Here is a 15,770-nt window from a genome sequence, read left to right on the forward strand (position 1 = left end):
CCCTGGCGGCCGCGCTGGCGCGCATACCCTGCTCGGCGCTGAGCGGCGCCGTCAGCGGCGAAACGGTGGAGGTCCGGGGTTTCCTGTCCAGGTCGGTTGGAGAGCAGGGCGTGAAGAACGCGCTGCTGGCCCTGCCAGGTGTCGCCTCGGTCAAGCTCGACGCGCAACAGGTGGATGCCGACAAGTGCCAGATCGTCTCGACCTTCGCACCCTACTGGGTGGCGCACCGCCAGGCCGGCGGCGGCGCCGCCATGCGCCTTGCCGGCGCCGCGCCGGGTGATAAGGCCGAATTGACCGAGGGCGATTCTCTCATGATCGACGTCACCACGCCCGGCGCCGAGTCCTTCATTACCCTCGATTACTATTCGCTGCTGGCCAACGTCACCCACCTGCTGCCCAACCCGCGGGCGCGCGACAGCCGGGCGCCGGCGAATTACACCGCCACCATCGGCAGCCTGGGCGAGTGGGGCATCGGCGCGCCTTTCGGAACCGAACTGGTGGTGCTGGTGACGACGCCCGTCGCGCTGTTCGACACGCCGCGTCCCGTCTCCGAGCCGAGCGCCGCCTATCTGTCGGACGTGGCGAAGCGGCTGGCGCAGATCCAGGCGCAGAGCGGCCCCGGCAGGATCGGTGTCGAGTTCCTGCAGATCAGCACCAGGGCGCGCCGGCGCTAGCCCCGGCCAGCCAGGCTTATTTCAGGCTGCGCGCCACCCGGAAGCCATTCTGGAACTGGCGCACGCTGGCGTCGTAGCGGAAGCGCGTCGACGCGACCATGTAGGGCGCCCCCTCGCGCCAGGAGCCGCCGCGAATGACGCGCACGCGGCAGTTGGGCTCGTCCCAGCTGCGGCTGTCCGTGGGCGCATCCTTGAAGCTGTTGTGCCAGCAGTCGCTGACCCATTCCCACACGCTGCCGCTGGTGTCGTGCAGGCCGAAGGCATTGGCGGCGGAGCTGCCCGCCCTGGCCGGCCCCTCGTTGGCCCAGGGCTGGCCGCATTCCTTGCAATTGGCCTTGCCGGTCGCCATCTGTTCGCCCCACCAGTAGCGCGTGGACGTGCCGCCCCTGGCCGCGTACTCCCACTCGGCCTCGGTCGGCAGGCGGTAGGGTTTGCCGGTGGTGCTGGCCAGCCATTTCACGTACTGCTGGGCATCGTCCCAGCTGACGTCGCGGATCGGCGCGTCAGGAGGGGTGTTGGCGGCCTGGGTGGTCTTCTGGCAGCCGCCGGCGTTCACGCAGGCGTTCCACTGCTGCACGGTGACTTCGAATTTGCCGATCGCGAACGGTGCAGTGATGGCCACGCGGTGCGCAGGCTTCTCGCTGGGATCGCTGTTGTTGCTGCCCATCGTGAAGCTGCCTGCGGGCAGGGCGATCAGCGGCGGGCAGGCGGGACAATCCTTGATCACCGAACCGGCGGTGGGCCTGGCCGCCGACGCTGCCGGAGCGGCGCTTGCCGGCGCGGGCGCGGGCTGGGCGGGCCGGGAAGGGGGCGGTTTGGCGGCGGTGGCTGGCGCGGTGACAGCCGGTGCGGTCTTTGCCGGCGGCGGCGCCGTTCCCTGGGCCTGGGCCGCGCGCAGGCGGGCGATCCTGGCTTGGGCGAGGGCCGCGAAGCGGCCTTTCGGGTAAGCCTTCAGGTAGGCTTCGTAATCGCTGACGTGTTGGCTGTCCTTGATCGATTCCCAGAACGCCAGCTCGAATTGCTCGGCGCTATTCTTGGGAACGACCCCCGCAAGCTGAAGGTCGGCGCTGCGATGCTGGGCCTTTGCCACAGACGCAAAAAGCGGGCCCGCCAGTACGCAAACTATCAAAAGTGTGTGCCACATGAGCGGCTCCTTTTTCATGCTGCGTTTGAGAGGAATTACCTTGCGATCTGACTGAGAGTGTGCCAGATTTAAGAGTATCGATGCACACCTCAGTCCATCTTCGGCGGGAGGTTTCAATCATGCGCCACATCCGGGTTCTTCCTGTGCTGTTTGCGGCATGCCTGCATTGCGGCGCGGCCATTGGCCAGCCGGCCGGCGCACCCGCGGCTGCCCCCGCCAACGCCCAGGTCTACTTCATCTGGCCCCATGACGGCACGGTCATCAACGGCGGCAAGTTCTGGGTCCGGATGGGGCTGCGCAATATGGGCGTCGCGCCCAAGGGAACCAATATGCCCCACACCGGTCATCATCACCTGCTGATCGATACCGAGCTGCCGTCGATGACGGAACCGATCCCCAACGACCGCAACCACCTGCACTTCGGCGCCGGCGAAACCGAAGCCCGCGTCGAGCTGCCGCCCGGCACCCACACCCTGCAGCTGCTGCTGGGAGACAAGGACCACGTGCCGCACAAGCCGCCGATCCAGTCCAGGAAGATCACCATCACGGTGCGCTAGGCTGCGGCGCGGCCCTTGCCGGCGCGCGCTGTCGGAGACCGCAAAGAACAAGGAGAAGACCATGCGCAAACTGTTCGCCGTCGCTGCCCTGACGGGGAGCCTCGCCGCTGTTGCAACGATTGCCGGCATGGCCGTCATGCCGGTGCATGCGGCCGACGCGCCTGCCAACGCCTATTGCTATATCGGCTGGCCGCGCGACGGCGAGGTGATCGCCTCCGGCAAGCCTTTCCGGGTCTGGTTCGGCCTGCGCCATATGGGCGTGGCGCCCAAGGGCGTGAACTTCAGCAATACCGGTCACCATCATTTGCTGATCGATACCGAACTTCCGCCGGCCGGACAGGTCATTCCATCGGATCGCAACCACCTCCATTTCGGCGCCGGAGAAACGGAAACCATGATCGAGCTGCCACCCGGGAAGCACACGCTGCAGTTGCTGATGGGCGACGCGGACCACGTGCCCCATACGCCGCCCGTGAAGTCTAAAAAGATCACGATCACCGTGAGGTGAGCGGATGTCCGGGCGCGCAGGGGAGTCAACCCATGGAACCGAATGCAACATTCTCCGCCGCCGCCGGACCCGTCAGCGCCTACATCGAATGGCTGGGGACGGAATCGGGCAAGCCGGCCGTGTTTCCGCTGCATGACGAAGCGGTGATCGGCCGCGGCCCGCAGGACGCGCTGGCGAACGACAAGAATATCTGCATTCCGGAGCAAACCATCAGCCGCCGCCATGCCCGCATCCGGCGCCGCGGCGCGAATTATTTCATCGAGGACCTGCACTCGCGCAATGGCACCTTCGTGTCGGGCGAGCGCCTCCCGCCGGGCAACTGGCATGCGCTGCGCGACGGCGAAGAGCTGGCGCTGGCCTCGGCCCAGCTGGTGTTCCATTCGCTGATGCTGCCCGAACGCGGCAGCGCGCCGACCGTCATCACCCGGTCGGTCGACGCCACCCGCTTCGCGCCCGTGGTGGACACCCGCAATGCCGGGCGCAGCGAACTGGAGAACACCGTGCACCGCCTGCACGCGATGGCCCAGGTGAGCATCGCGCTCGGCGCCGTCACCGACCAGGAAACCCTGATCGACAAGATCATGAACCTGATCTTCGACCTGTTCCCGCTGGCCGAGCGCGCCTTCATCATGCTGCGTGGAACAGAGCGCGATCCGCCGCGCCCCGTTGCCGCAAGGCGCCGCGGCGGCACGGTGGAAGACCCCGCCCAGCTGCGGATCTCCCACACCATCGTCGACGAAGTCCTGGTGCGCAAGCGCGCCATCCTGTCGGTCGATACGCTGGCCGACCGCCACTTCGGTTCCCACGAGTCGATCGTGGCCCAGGCGATCCTGAGCGTCATGTGCGTCCCGCTGATCATCGGCGACGAGGTGCTGGGCCTGCTGCAGGTCGACACCTCGTCCGACCCCTACGCTTTCCAGGAGGCCGACCTCGAGATCCTGAGCGGCGTGTGCGCCGAAACGGCCGTGGCGCTGAAGAATTTCCAGTTGTATTCGGACATCAAGGGCTTGCTCGACGGCTTCGTATGCGCGTCGGTGCAGGCGATCGAGGAGCGCGATCCCGTCACCGCAGGCCACTCCTTCCGCGTGGCGGGCTACGCCGAAGCGCTGGCGCTGGCGATGGAGCATGCCGGCGACGCCAGCCTGCGCGCCGCCGCCTTCACGCCGGCCCAGCTGCGCGAGATCCGCTACGCAGCGCTGCTGCACGATTTCGGCAAGGTCGGCGTGCGCGAGCACGTGCTGCGCAAGGAAAAGAAGCTGCACCATGCCGACATGCGCCTGCTGGAGGAACGCTTCCGCTACGCGCGCGCCTGCCTCGAGCGCCATGCCTGGCGCAGCCTGGCGGAACGCCACCTGCATGGCGAGCTCAGCATGACGGAGTTCCGCCGCGAGCGCGAGCGCATCGAGGCCGAGCTGCTGGCCGAGGGCGCGCGCCTGGACGGCTTCCTGGAGCTGATCGTGCGCGCCAACGAGCCCTCGGTCTCGCACACCGAGCCGCCCGCCGAACTCGACGCGATCCGCTGCCACGCCTGCACCGGCGCCGACGATCCAGGGTTCCGGCTGCTGAACGACGAGGAATTCAGCGCCCTCAACATCGGCAAGGGCTGCCTGACGCCGGACGAACGCCGCCAGATCGAGGCCCACGTGGCCGATTCGTATTCTTTCCTGATCCTGATTCCCTGGACCCGCGAGCTGGCCGGGGTACCCGCGATCGCCCACGGCCACCACGAAAAGCTGGACGGCTCCGGCTATCCGATGGGCTTGCGGGACGGGCAGATCAGCCTGCAGACCCGCATCCTCACCATCAGCGACATCTACGACGCGCTGACCGCGCGCGACCGTCCCTACAAGCAGGCGGTGCCGCCCGAACGGGCGCTCGACCTGATCGCCGAGGAGTGCCGCGCCGGCCACCTGGACGAACGGCTGTTCAGGGTGTTCGTCGATTCGAAGGCTTGGGAAAAAGGCGGCGAGCTGCGCGCCAACACATGAGGGGGCTCCATGAGACCGACATCGAGCAGGTTCAAGAGACAGGCCCTGGCCGGCGCCATGCTGGCGCTGCTGTGCGGCTGCGCCGATGTCAGCATGAAGCCTTACCAGCGGCCCGAGACCCCGGCCAAGACGGCCTGGTCGAGCCAGCAGGGCTTGCCGGTCGCGCCCAGCGAGATGATCGCGCCGGACTGGTGGCGGCAATTCCGCGATCCCTACCTGGACCAGCTGGTCGAGCGCGCCCTGGGCGCCAACTTCGACCTCAAGATCCTGGCTGCCCGCATCCGGGTGGCGGGCGCGGAAATCGACGAGGCGCGCGCCGGAGCCTTGCCGACCCTGGATGCCGGCGCGGGCGCCAGCTTCGAGAAGAGCACCGGCCAGAAATTCACCAAGCAGTTCAATCTCGGCACCCAGGTCAACTGGGAAATCGACGTCTGGGGCAAGGTGGCCAAGGGCGTGGAAGCCCAGACCGCCGAATTCAAGGCTACCGAGGCCGACTGGCGCGCCGGTTACCTGAGCCTGGTGTCGGACGTGTCGACCACGTACTTCCAGATCATGCAGTTCGACGAGATGGTCGCCCAGCAGGACAAGACCCTGCAAAAGAACCGGGATATCCTGGCCGCCTACGAGGCAATGATGCAGCAGGGCCTGGTGCCGCAGACCCGGGTGATGCAGCAGCGCGCCGAAATCAACCGCATGAGCAAGGACTTGATCGAACTGCAGCGCTTGCGGGCGCTGGCCGCGAATGCGCTCGCGACCCTGCTCGGCACGCCGGCCGGCGACCTCCAGGTGCCGCCCGGTTCCCTCCAGCAGCGCGTGCAGCTGCCCACGGTGCCGGAAGGGCTGCCCTCCGAGCTCCTCAAGCGCAGGCCGGACGTGGTCGCCGCGGAGTACCGGGTGCTGGTGGCCTACGACCTGGTGGGGCAGTCCAAGCTGGCCCAGCTGCCGTCGATCAGCCTGACGGGACGCGGCGGGACCTCCAGCTTCGCGCTCGGCTCCCTGCTCAAGTCTTTCACCTTCGGCCTGCTCCCGAGTATCAACTTCCCGATCTTCGACCCGAGCGTGAAGGCGCGCATCAAGACCAGCGAAGCGCGCACCGAGGTGGCCGAGCAGCAGTACCGGCGCGTGGTGATGGGCGCGTTCGAGGAAGTCGAGAACGCGCTGGTCAACCTGGACGCCCACCGCCGCCAGCGGGTCGAGCTGCAGGCGCAGTCCGAGCAGCTGGCCACGGTCGCCACCCAGGTGGAGGCCCAGCTCAAGGAGGGCATGGTGTCGCAGCTGGAAGTGTTCGAGGCCCAGCGCAGCCTGCTGTCCGCGCAGCTGGCGCTGCTGGCCAACCACCAGCAGATCCTGTCCGACACCGTGATCTTGTACAAGGCCCTGGGCGGGGGCTGGCCGGCCGTGGAGGTGCGCAATGCCGCGCGCAATTGAGGGCGGAGCCCTGGGGAGCGCCGTATCATGGCTGCCGAAATGATGGCGGCGCCTCCGCGCACCGGGCCGGACAGCGCGGCCGGCACGGCGTCGATGATCGTGCTCGAGCCGGTCTCGCATCCCGAACTGGAACCGATCCGCATCCCCGACAGCCTGTTCGCCATCGGCCGCACCGAAGCGCCTTTCGACAACTATCCCGCCGGGCTCGCCGGCGACCTGTCGCGCCGCCATGCGCGCATCTTCTGCGAGCACGGCGCCGTGTACCTGGCGGACCTGGGCAGCAAGAACGGCACGACGGTCAACGGCGTCGCCGTCAAGCAGGCGATCGCGCCCCTGCACAACGGCGACCTGGTGGGCTTCGGCAAGACGCTCAGCTACCGGGTGCGCCTGGAACAGGCCGCGCGGCCGGCCGGGCTGTCGCGCCCGTCCAGCCTGACGCTGTGGCCGGAGAACGCCGGCGCGGACGTCCAGCCGATCGTCGTCACCGAGTTTCCCTTCCTGATCAGCAAGGCCGACGACAGCTTCGCGCGCTACCGCGACAGCAGCCCGGCCCAGCTCAACTACCTGTCGCGGCGCCATGCGCACGTGTTCCTCAAGGGCGGGGAGCTCTACCTCGAAGACCTGGGCAGCACCAATGGCAGCTTCGTCAACGGCGTGCGGCTGCAGGAGCATGCGGTCGCGCTGCATGACGGCGACGTGCTGGCCTTCGGCGGCCGGCATTTCGTCTACCGGGTGGAGGTGCAAAGGGCCGAGCCCGATCCCACCCTGACCCGCGTTGGCGCGCTGGCCGGAACGCCTGCTGCCGCGGGCGATGCCGACAAGACCACCTTCGTCGCGGCCGCCGATTCCTTCCTGGAGATCTTCTGCGTCGATGCTGGGCCTGGACAGGACGACACACCGCAGGCGTCCGCGCCGCCGGCGCAGGTGGAGGACGAGCCGGGGCCGGGCAGCAAGTTCGCGCTCATGGTGACGGGTCTGTACAAGGCCTTCGGCGGCAAGCGCAAGCTCGACCTGTACCGGGTACGGACCTGGAGCCTGGCTGCGGCCGCGATGATCATGGTGCTGGGCTGGGCGCTGTTCGCGCTCAAGGGGCCGGAGGGCGAGGTCGAGGGCTTGCTGGCCGACGGCGCCTATGCGCAGGCGGCGGCGGTCGCCAGCCAGGCCCTGGCCCGCGACCGCGGCAACGCCCGGCTCGCGGCCCTCGGCACGGAAGCCGTGCTCAAGGCGGGACTGCCGGACTGGATGGCGTCGCTGCGCGCGGGACAGTACCGGCGCGCGGCCGGCCAGGTCGACGCGATGCGGCGCCAGGCCCGCGATAATCCCGAGCTCGCAAGCTTGCTGGCCGAGCTGGACTGGATCGTGCAGCTGAAGTCCTTCGTTGCCGCCAGGGGCGGCGCCCAGGCGCCGGTGCGCGATGCGGGCGACCGCGCCGGGGTCGAGCGGGTGCTCAAGCAATGGGAAGAGCAGAACGAGGCCCACCAGCGGGCCTTCGCGACCATTTCCGCCCACGTGCCCGCCTACCGCGACGCCTACGCCGATGCGCTCAGCGAGCTGCGCAGGCTGGCCCTGGTGAGAGGCCAGTCATGAAAGCGCAAACCCTGACCCCGCTGACCGAGGCGCTCGAGGACCACAGCGCCGAGGGGATCTCCATCCTGACCGCCGATCCCTGGCGCTACAGCCAGGCCCTGGTCTACACCTTGGTCGGGCTGGTGCTGGCGGCGCTGCTGTGGTCCTTCTTCGGCCATGCCGACGTCCTGGTGACGGCGAACGGGACGCTGGTGCCGGCTTCGGAGGTGCGGCGCCTGTATGCGCCCATCGACGGCGAGCTGAGCAACATCTACATCGCCGAGGGCCAGCCGGTGAACAAGGGCGACGTGGTGGCGCGCATCTATGCCCGCGGCGCGATCGAGGCGGCCAGAAATGCGCTCGAGGCGCGCCTGAAGCTCGAGGATGCGGAACGCGAATGGCAGGAGTTCCCCGAGAAGAAGGCGCTGATGGAAAGGCGCGCCGCAGCGCTCAAGGAGGCGGTCGGGGTCGAAGCGCGCCAGCTCGAGCGCCGCACTGGCGAGGGCAGCAGCAGCCTGTCGCAAAGCCAGCAGGCGCAGCTGCAGGAAGCCCGCACCAACTTCGAGGACGCCCGCCGCGCCCGCGACGCGGCAAAGGACGAGGCCGACAAGTACGCGCGCCTGTTCGCCTTGCCCGGCGGGGGCGGCGTGTCGCAACTGCAGGTCGAAAGCAAGAAGAACGCGCAGCTGGCGGCCGAGAACGCCATGCGCGTGGCCCAGGCGCGCATCGCGGAGCTCAGCGCACGCCAGCGCCTGGAATCGAGCCAGGCCAGGTCGGAACTCGAGACCGGCGAGCAGGAGCTGACCCGGCTGCGCCTGCAGTCCGAGGCGGCCGACCGGGAAGTCGCCAACGCCGAGGACAAGCTGCGCCTGCAGGTCCAGACGGCGCGCCTGGTGGCCGAGGCCGCGGCGCGCATCAAGTTCGAGAACATCGACAAGGAAAACTTCCTGCGCATCGTCGCACCGGTCGACGGCGTGATCACCGAAGTGACCTCGACCCAGCCCGGCGACAAGATCCAGGCCAACGCGCCGCTGGGCGGCATCGCGCCCAAGGATGCGAAGCCGGTGCTCAAGATCGAGATCGCCGAGCACGACCGGGCTTTCGTGCGCGAAGGCCAGGCGGTGCAGCTGAAGTTCAATGCCTTTCCCTACCAGCGCTATGGCCTGGTCCAGGGCACGCTGCAGTCCATCTCGCCGGCGACGCGGCCTTCGCCGCAGAGCAAGCAGCCGGTGTACGAAGGGCGCGTGACCCTGTCCCAGGACCACTACAAGGTCGGCGAGACCAGCTATCCGCTGCGCTACGGGATGACGGCGGTGGCGGAGATCGTGGTGCGCGAGCGCAGGCTGATCGACCTGGCGCTCGATCCGTTCAGGAATGTCGGGGGTTGAAGGGCCGGTCGCGGCTGGATCAGATGCCACCGGCTAGCTGTATTGTCCGGTAGGCAACGAAAACACGGTGGGAGGCCAAGCGGTCGAGGTAAACTATTGCGTTTGACGGTGCGTGAATGCACTGTTCCCGTGGGCTTTTTTCTGCAAGCTAGCAGTTAGAAAAAAAGCGAAAACGGAGGTGAACGCGATGTCGACCGCATCCGCCACGGTGGAACAGGGCATACGGCTAGCTGGCGTGGGGCGGTTCCAGTACCGCCTCTTCATGATCTTCGGCCTGGTCTGGATGGCCGACGCCATGCAGGTGCTGTCGATCGGCTTCAGCGCGCCCTCGATCGCCCAGACCTTCGGGATCGCGGTGCCGCAGGCGCTGCAGACCGGCACCTGGTTTTTCGTCGGGATGCTGGCCGGCGCCTTCGGCTTCGGCCGCCTGGCCGACCGCATCGGGCGCCGGCCGGTGCTGATGGCCGCGGTAGTGGTCGATGCCTGCTTCGGCGTCGCCTCGGCCTTCGCGCCGGACTTCGGCTGGCTGCTGGTGCTGCGCTTCCTGACCGGCGTCGGGGTGGGCGGCACGCTCCCGGTCGACTACACGATGATGGCGGAATTCCTTCCCAGCGACCGGCGCGGGCGCTGGCTGGTGCTGCTTGAATCCTTCTGGGCCGTCGGCACGGTGGCGCTGGCGGTGCTGGCCCTGTTCGCGGTGCGTTGGGGGCCGGATGCCTGGCGCGTGATCTTCTTCGTCACCGGCCTGCCGGCCCTGATCGGCGTGGTGCTGCGCCTCTACGTGCCCGAGTCGCCGATGTACCTGCACCGCAGGGGCCAGGCCGAGCAGGCGCGCGCGGTGCTGGAGCGGGTAGCGAACGCCAACGGACGCGAGGTGGCGATTCCCCCGCTGGATGCGGCGGTGGCGCCCAAGCAGCCGCTGTCCGCGCTGTTTTCGAACCAGCTGAGAAGGCGCAGCCTGTCGCTGTTCGTGGCCTGGGCCTTGACATCGATCGCCTATTACGGCGTGTTCGTCTACCTGCCGGTCAAGCTGAGTGCCGAGGGCTTCGGCTTCATGCGCGGCCAGGAATTCCTGATCCTGCTGGCGCTGGTGCAACTGCCCGGCTTTGCCCTGTCGGCCTATGGCGTGGAGCGCTGGGGGAGGAAGCCGACCCTGGTCGGCTTCCTGCTGCTGAGCGCAGCGGGCTGCATGTTCTACAGCCTGGGCGGCACCACTGCGGTGGTGGTCGGCGCGACCCTGTTGATGAGCTTTGCGCTGCTGGGGACCTGGGGCGCCTTGTATGCCTTCACGCCCGAGGTGTATCCGACCGACCTGCGCGCCAGCGGCATGGGCATGGCGGGCGCCGTGGCCCGCTTCGGCGGCCTGTTCGCGCCGGCCATCGTGGCGCCGGTGATGGCGACCCATTTCACCCTCGCGCTGGCCATGCTGGCCGGCTTCCTGGCGCTGGGCGCGCTGGCGATCCTGAATGTCGACGTGGAGTCGCGCCAGCGCGCCCTGGAGTAAGCGTCAGCCGGCCAGGCCCAGGTCCGTGCTCGCCTGTTCGCGCAGCAGGTACTTCTGGATCTTGCCGGTCACCGTCATCGGGAAGCCCTCGACGAAGCGGATATAGCGCGGGATCTTGTAGTGGGCGATCTGCCCCTGGCAGAACTGGCGGATCTCCTCGGCGTCCGCCTGCATGCCGGGACGCAGGACAATGCAGGCGCACAACTCCTCGCCGTACTTCGGGTCGGGCACGCCCACGCACTGCACGTCCAGCACCTTGGGGTGGCGGTACAAAAATTCCTCGACCTCGCGCGGATAGATGTTCTCGCCGCCGCGGATCACCATGTCCTTGGCGCGCCCGACGATGGCCGCGAAGCCCTGTTCGTCGATCACGGCCAGGTCGCCGGTGTGCAGCCATCCGGCGGCGTCGATGGTCTCGCGGGTCTTTTCCTCGTCGTCCCAGTAGCCGAGCATGACGGAATAGCCGCGGGTCAGCAGTTCGCCCTTGACGCCGCGCGGGACGATCCTGCCGTCGGCGTCCACGATCTTGACTTCCAGATGCGGATGCACGCGGCCGATGGTGGACACGCGCAGCGGCGCCGGGTCGTCCACCGAGCTCTGGAAGCTCACCGGCGAGGTTTCGGTCATGCCGTAGGCGATGGTGATCTCGCCCATGTGCATCTTGCCGATCACCCGGCTCATCACCTCGGCCGGGCAGGGCGAGCCGGCCATGATGCCGGTGCGCAAGGTCGACAGGTCGTAGCGGGCGAAATCCGGATGGTCGAGCAGGGCGATGAACATGGTCGGCACGCCGTGCAGGCCGGTGCAGCGTTCGGCCTGCACGGTCGCCAGCACCGCGCCAGGTTCGAAGCTCTCGCCGGGGAAGACCATGGCGGCGCCGTGGGTCACGCAGGCCAGGTTGCCGAGCACCATGCCGAAGCAATGGTAGAGCGGGACCGGGATGCACAGCCGGTCCTGACTGCCGAGCTTCATCGCCTCGCCCACGAAGAAGCCGTTGTTCAGGATGTTGTGGTGGGTCAGGGTGGCGCCCTTGGGCGCGCCGGTGGTGCCCGAGGTGAACTGGATGTTGACGGGCTCGTCGAACTGCAGCCCCGTCTCGATCGCGGCCAGGTGCGCGCGCTGCCCGGCGCTCGGGGGCGCGAGCAGGGTGTCGAAGCCGCGCATGCCCGGGGTCTGGCCGCTGCCCAGGCGGATCACATGGCGCAGCTGGGGCAGGCGGACGGCATGCAGCCGGCCCGGCGCGCTGGCGCGGATCTCGGGCACGACGTCCTGCAGTATCGCGAGATAGTCGCTGGTCTTGAAGGCCGGCGCCAGGATCAGGCAGGCGCACTGGACCTTGCCCAGGACGTATTCGAGTTCGGCGCGGCGGTAGGCGGGGTTGATGTTCACCAGGACCAGGCCGGCGCGCGCGGTGGCAAACTGGACCAGCACCCATTCGGCGCAGTTGGGCGACCAGATGCCGACCCGGTCGCCGGGCTGCAGCCCCAGGGCCAGCAGTCCGGCCGCCAGCGCCGTCACCCGCTCGTCGAACTGGGCATAGGTCCAGCGCACGTCCTGGTGCGGCACCACCAGCGCTTCGTTGTCGGGGTAGCGCGCGGCGATGCGCGCCAGGAAGGGACCGATGGTCTCCCCGATGAGGGGAACATCGTGCGCTCCGTGGACATAGCTCAGGCTTGGGTGCATAGTGTCTCCATGTAATCGCTTGCCGCCAGCATAGCAAAACCATGGCGCAGGCAATCGACGTACACCCCGGACAGTCAGCATCGATGCGTTCAACCAGAGGAGGCCAGCATGGACACCACCAGCCCCGGCGCTGCGGCGAGAACCACCGTGACCACATCTTACGCGACCGACGACTACGGCAAGCTCCTGCTGCGCGCCGTACTCGCGATCCTGATCCTGTTCCACGGCCTGTCGAAACTGAGCGGCGGCGTCGGCCCCATCAGCGGCATGCTGCAGCAGGCCGGCTTGCCGGCCGTGTTCGCCTATGGCGTGTACGTGGGCGAAGTGATCGCGCCGCTGATGATCCTGGTCGGCATCTTCACGCGCCTCGCCGCGCTGGTCGTGGCCGTCAACATGGTGGTCGCGCTCCTGCTGGTGCATACCAAGGAGTTCTTTACCCTGTCGAACACCGGCGGCTGGGCGCTCGAGCTGCAAGGCATGTACCTGGGTGTCGCGCTGGCGGTGGCGCTCCTGGGCGCCGGCCGCTACAGCATCGGGGGGCGAGAAGGGCGCTTCAACTAGGCGCGTGGAAAGGCGATGCTTATATAATCGGCATCATCGGCCGAAGCGCGACCGTTCGGCCACGCCAACTATTCTGAAACGAGCCGATGCCTACGCCAGCCGCCGACGATCCGCATGACGCCCACCGGTCGATCAAGACCGTGCTGGACACGCTTGGCCTCGATGATGACGTCGAAGGCCGCGTCTTTTCCTTCCTGCAGCATCGCATCCGCGACGTCATCTTCATGCTCGAGGTGTGTGCGCCGGAACAATACCGTTTCATCTACGTCAACGCCGCATTCCAGGCGACTACCGGTATCCCGCCCGAGGCCGTGGTGGGCAAACTGGTCGACGAGGTGATCCCGCCCGAATCGATCGAGCTGGTCCGTTCCAAATACCGGCGCGCCGTCGAGACCGGCGAGAGCGTGCACTGGGACGAGGTATCGAACTACCCCACCGGCACCAAGGTCGGGGAAGTGACGGTCACGCCGGTGCCGGCCGCCGCCGACGGCGGCATCGCGACCCTTATCGGCACCGTGCACGACATCACCGAGCGCTACCAGGCCCAGCAGCATCTGGCCGAACTCGAAGAGCGCTCCCGCCTTGCGCTGGAGGCCTCGGGTTCCGGTTCCTTCGACTGGCATGCGCACACCCGGCAAGTGTATTTGTCCGACAAATGCCGCCAGATACTCGGCCTGGTGGCCGAGCGCATCGACCTCAAGACGGTTACGCTGGAGCGCCTGGCGCATCCGGAAGACCGGCCCGCTGCGGCGGCAATGCTGGCCCAGGTGCGGTCGGGAATGCTGCCGACCTTCGCGCTCGAACTGCGCATCCGCCACCTCTACGGGCACTGGGTCTGGGTGCGCTGCCGGGGGCGGGCGCTGCTGGATGGCGAGGGCCGGGTCACGCGGGTGTTCGGCGCCATCTCGGACATCACGCCGAACAAGGAAGCCGAGGAGGCGATGGAGCGCGCGTCGCTGGTATTCGCGCACAGCAGCGACGCGATCGCGATTTCCGACGCCCTGGGGCGCATCGTCATGATCAACCCGGGTTTCACGCGCATGCGCGGCTACCGGGAGGCCGAGATCATCGGCCGCACCGCCGACTTCTACAGCACCGGGATGGAGCGCGAATTCCACGACGAGAGCCTGTGCACCGAAGTCGCCGCGAGCGGCCACTGGAAAGGCGAGTTGTGGAGCCGGCACCGGGACGGGCACCTGATCGCGGAGCAGCGTTCGGTCACCGCCGTCCGGAACCCCAGCGGAGCGGTCAGCCACTACATCGAGATCGCCAGCGACATCACGCGCGCCAAGAAGGACGAGGAACTGCTGTGGCGCCAGGCCAACTACGACAGCCTGACCGGCCTGCCGAACCGCCACCTGTTCATGGACCGCCTGCGCCATGCGATCCGGCACACGCACCGCGGCGAGCATCCGGCCTTCTCGCTGCTGTACATCGACCTGGACCAGTTCAAGGAGGTCAACGACACGCTCGGGCACCCGGTCGGGGACCAGCTGCTGAAGGAAGCGGCGCGGCGCCTGCTGCACTGCACTCGCGACACCGACACCGTGGCGCGCCTGGGCGGCGACGAGTTCACCGTGCTGCTGGTGGACATGCATAACCTCGACAAAGAAGACCCGCACGTGATCGAGCGGGTGGCGCACGATATCGTCGAGGCGATGTCAACCCCTTTCCACGTCGACGGTGAGACCTTGCACCTGTCGGCCAGCATCGGCATCACCCACTTCCCGGACGACGCCGGCGACGCCGACAGCCTGCTGAAGCACGCCGACCAGGCGATGTACGCGGCCAAGCACCTCGGCCGCAACCGCTTCGCCTACTTCTCGCCGGCGATGCAGGAACGGGCGCAGGACCGGCGCAAGATGAGCGACGAACTGCGCCAGGCGATCGAGCGCGGCGAGCTGCAGGTGCACTACCAGCCGATCGTCGAACTGGGCAGCGGCAGGATCGTCAAGGCCGAAGCCCTGCTGCGCTGGCGTCACCCCGAGCGCGGCTGGATCAGCCCCGTCGAATTCATTCCGCTGGCCGAGGAGACCGGCCTGATCTTCGATATCGGCGAGTGGGTGTTCCGGACCGCGGTCAGCGACACCGTGCGCTGGGTGCTGGAGCAGGGGCAGCCGATCCAGGTCAGCGTGAATGTCTCGCCGCTCCAGATCACGAAGGGCGGCATGAGCTTCGCGCGCTGCATGGCCTTCCTCGAGGCCCAGGGCTTGCCGCGCCACTCGATCGTGGTCGAGGTCACCGAGGGATCGCTGCTGCAGCACGACCGGACCGTCGAGGAGAGGCTGCGCGAAGTCGAGGAGCACGGCATGGCGCTGGCCCTGGACGACTTCGGGACAGGATATTCCTCGCTGTCCTATCTCCAGCAATACCAGTTCGAGTTTCTCAAGATTGATCGCGCCTTCGTGGGCAACATGCGCACGGGGAGCCGGCAGCTGGCGCTGTGCAAGACCATCATCGCGATGGCGCATACCCTGGGCATGCGCGTCATTTCGGAGGGGATCGGCGACGAACACGAGGCCGAGCTGCTGCGCGAGGCCGGATGCGACTTCGGGCAGGGTTTCTTCTTCCATTATCCGATGCCGGCCGAACGCTTCGAACATCTGCTGCGGGCGCGTGACGGCTCTTCCGGCGCGCGGGCGGTGTGAGCCGCCAAATCCGAGGACCTGTTGGTCTATATGCACGCCCGTGCACAACTTTCGTTGCAATAAGGTAAAATATATTTCAAGCAACTAAATACCTTATCGCTACGCGTTTCGCTCGCGCCTC

Annotated in this window: 11 protein-coding genes and 1 pseudogene; 10 read left to right on the top strand and 2 right to left on the bottom strand. The window is 67.7% G+C overall.

The features are described from left to right. Positions 1–674, top strand: a pseudogene (locus J8847_RS17940) (protein kinase); the annotation flags it as partial. A 16-nt stretch (positions 675–690) separates the two neighbouring features. Here J8847_RS17940 and J8847_RS17945 read toward each other — a convergent pair. Then, positions 691–1,764, bottom strand: a complete 1,074-nt coding sequence (locus J8847_RS17945; protein ID WP_373888824.1) for a formylglycine-generating enzyme family protein — start codon at positions 1,762–1,764, stop codon at positions 691–693. Positions 1,765–1,937: 173 nt separating this feature from the next. On the opposite strand from J8847_RS17945, the gene J8847_RS17950 reads away from it, so the two are divergent. From J8847_RS17950 to J8847_RS17980, 7 genes are all read left to right on the top strand, one after another. Next, positions 1,938–2,375, top strand: coding sequence for a DUF4399 domain-containing protein (locus J8847_RS17950; protein WP_211526077.1), 438 nt, complete (start codon positions 1,938–1,940; stop codon positions 2,373–2,375). Positions 2,376–2,436: 61 nt separating this feature from the next. Further along, positions 2,437–2,883, top strand: a complete 447-nt coding sequence (locus J8847_RS17955; RefSeq protein ID WP_211526078.1) for a DUF4399 domain-containing protein — start codon at positions 2,437–2,439, stop codon at positions 2,881–2,883. Positions 2,884–2,915: 32 nt separating this feature from the next. After that, complete coding sequence (locus J8847_RS17960; protein ID WP_229429879.1) at positions 2,916–4,871, top strand: HD domain-containing phosphohydrolase; 1,956 nt, start codon at positions 2,916–2,918, stop codon at positions 4,869–4,871. A 9-nt stretch (positions 4,872–4,880) separates the two neighbouring features. Further along, positions 4,881–6,299, top strand: a complete 1,419-nt coding sequence (locus tag J8847_RS17965; protein ID WP_211526079.1) for an efflux transporter outer membrane subunit — start codon at positions 4,881–4,883, stop codon at positions 6,297–6,299. 27 nt (positions 6,300–6,326) lie between these two features. Continuing rightward, positions 6,327–7,886 carry an FHA domain-containing protein gene (locus J8847_RS17970; protein WP_211526080.1) on the top strand — a complete coding sequence of 520 codons (1,560 nt, stop codon included), beginning with the start codon at positions 6,327–6,329 and terminating at the stop codon, positions 7,884–7,886. Then, a complete protein-coding gene (locus tag J8847_RS17975; protein ID WP_211526081.1) occupies positions 7,883–9,253 on the top strand; it encodes an HlyD family efflux transporter periplasmic adaptor subunit in 1,371 nt (456 codons plus the stop codon). Before J8847_RS17970 ends, J8847_RS17975 begins: the two co-directional genes overlap by 4 nt. A 187-nt stretch (positions 9,254–9,440) precedes the next feature. Next, entirely contained in the window at positions 9,441–10,757 is a 1,317-nt protein-coding gene (locus tag J8847_RS17980; RefSeq protein WP_211526082.1) for an MFS transporter, read from the top strand. Positions 10,758–10,760: 3 nt separating this feature from the next. Here the strand turns inward: J8847_RS17980 and J8847_RS17985 are convergent, their stop codons facing one another. Then, positions 10,761–12,440 carry an AMP-binding protein gene (locus J8847_RS17985; protein WP_211526083.1) on the bottom strand — a complete coding sequence of 560 codons (1,680 nt, stop codon included), beginning with the start codon at positions 12,438–12,440 and terminating at the stop codon, positions 10,761–10,763. A 108-nt stretch (positions 12,441–12,548) separates the two neighbouring features. Here J8847_RS17985 and J8847_RS17990 point away from each other — a divergent pair, with 108 nt between their 5' ends. Beyond that, the gene (locus J8847_RS17990; RefSeq protein ID WP_211526084.1) at positions 12,549–13,001 is read left to right on the top strand and encodes a DoxX family protein; all 453 of its coding nucleotides are present in this window, start codon (positions 12,549–12,551) and stop codon (positions 12,999–13,001) included. Between the two features lie 86 nt (positions 13,002–13,087). Next, the gene (locus J8847_RS17995) at positions 13,088–15,649 is read left to right on the top strand and encodes an EAL domain-containing protein (RefSeq protein ID WP_211526085.1); all 2,562 of its coding nucleotides are present in this window, start codon (positions 13,088–13,090) and stop codon (positions 15,647–15,649) included. Positions 15,650–15,770 lie beyond the last annotated feature (121 nt).

It is taken from the genome of Massilia sp. AB1 (genome assembly GCF_018119385.1).
GTDB lineage: Bacteria > Pseudomonadota > Gammaproteobacteria > Burkholderiales > Burkholderiaceae_D > Telluria.

Coding starts and splice junctions, on each gene's coding strand:
- J8847_RS17955 (WP_211526078.1), top strand. CDS start 2,437: ATGCGCAAACTGTTCGCCGTCGCTGCCCTGACGGGGAGCCTCGCCGCT.
- J8847_RS17970 (WP_211526080.1), top strand. CDS start 6,327: ATGGCTGCCGAAATGATGGCGGCGCCTCCGCGCACCGGGCCGGACAGC.
- J8847_RS17980 (WP_211526082.1), top strand. CDS start 9,441: ATGTCGACCGCATCCGCCACGGTGGAACAGGGCATACGGCTAGCTGGC.
- J8847_RS17965 (WP_211526079.1), top strand. CDS start 4,881: ATGAGACCGACATCGAGCAGGTTCAAGAGACAGGCCCTGGCCGGCGCC.
- J8847_RS17950 (WP_211526077.1), top strand. CDS start 1,938: ATGCGCCACATCCGGGTTCTTCCTGTGCTGTTTGCGGCATGCCTGCAT.
- J8847_RS17975 (WP_211526081.1), top strand. CDS start 7,883: ATGAAAGCGCAAACCCTGACCCCGCTGACCGAGGCGCTCGAGGACCAC.
- J8847_RS17990 (WP_211526084.1), top strand. CDS start 12,549: ATGGACACCACCAGCCCCGGCGCTGCGGCGAGAACCACCGTGACCACA.
- J8847_RS17995 (WP_211526085.1), top strand. CDS start 13,088: ATGCCTACGCCAGCCGCCGACGATCCGCATGACGCCCACCGGTCGATC.
- J8847_RS17960 (WP_229429879.1), top strand. CDS start 2,916: ATGGAACCGAATGCAACATTCTCCGCCGCCGCCGGACCCGTCAGCGCC.
- J8847_RS17985 (WP_211526083.1), bottom strand. CDS start 12,440: ATGCACCCAAGCCTGAGCTATGTCCACGGAGCGCACGATGTTCCCCTC.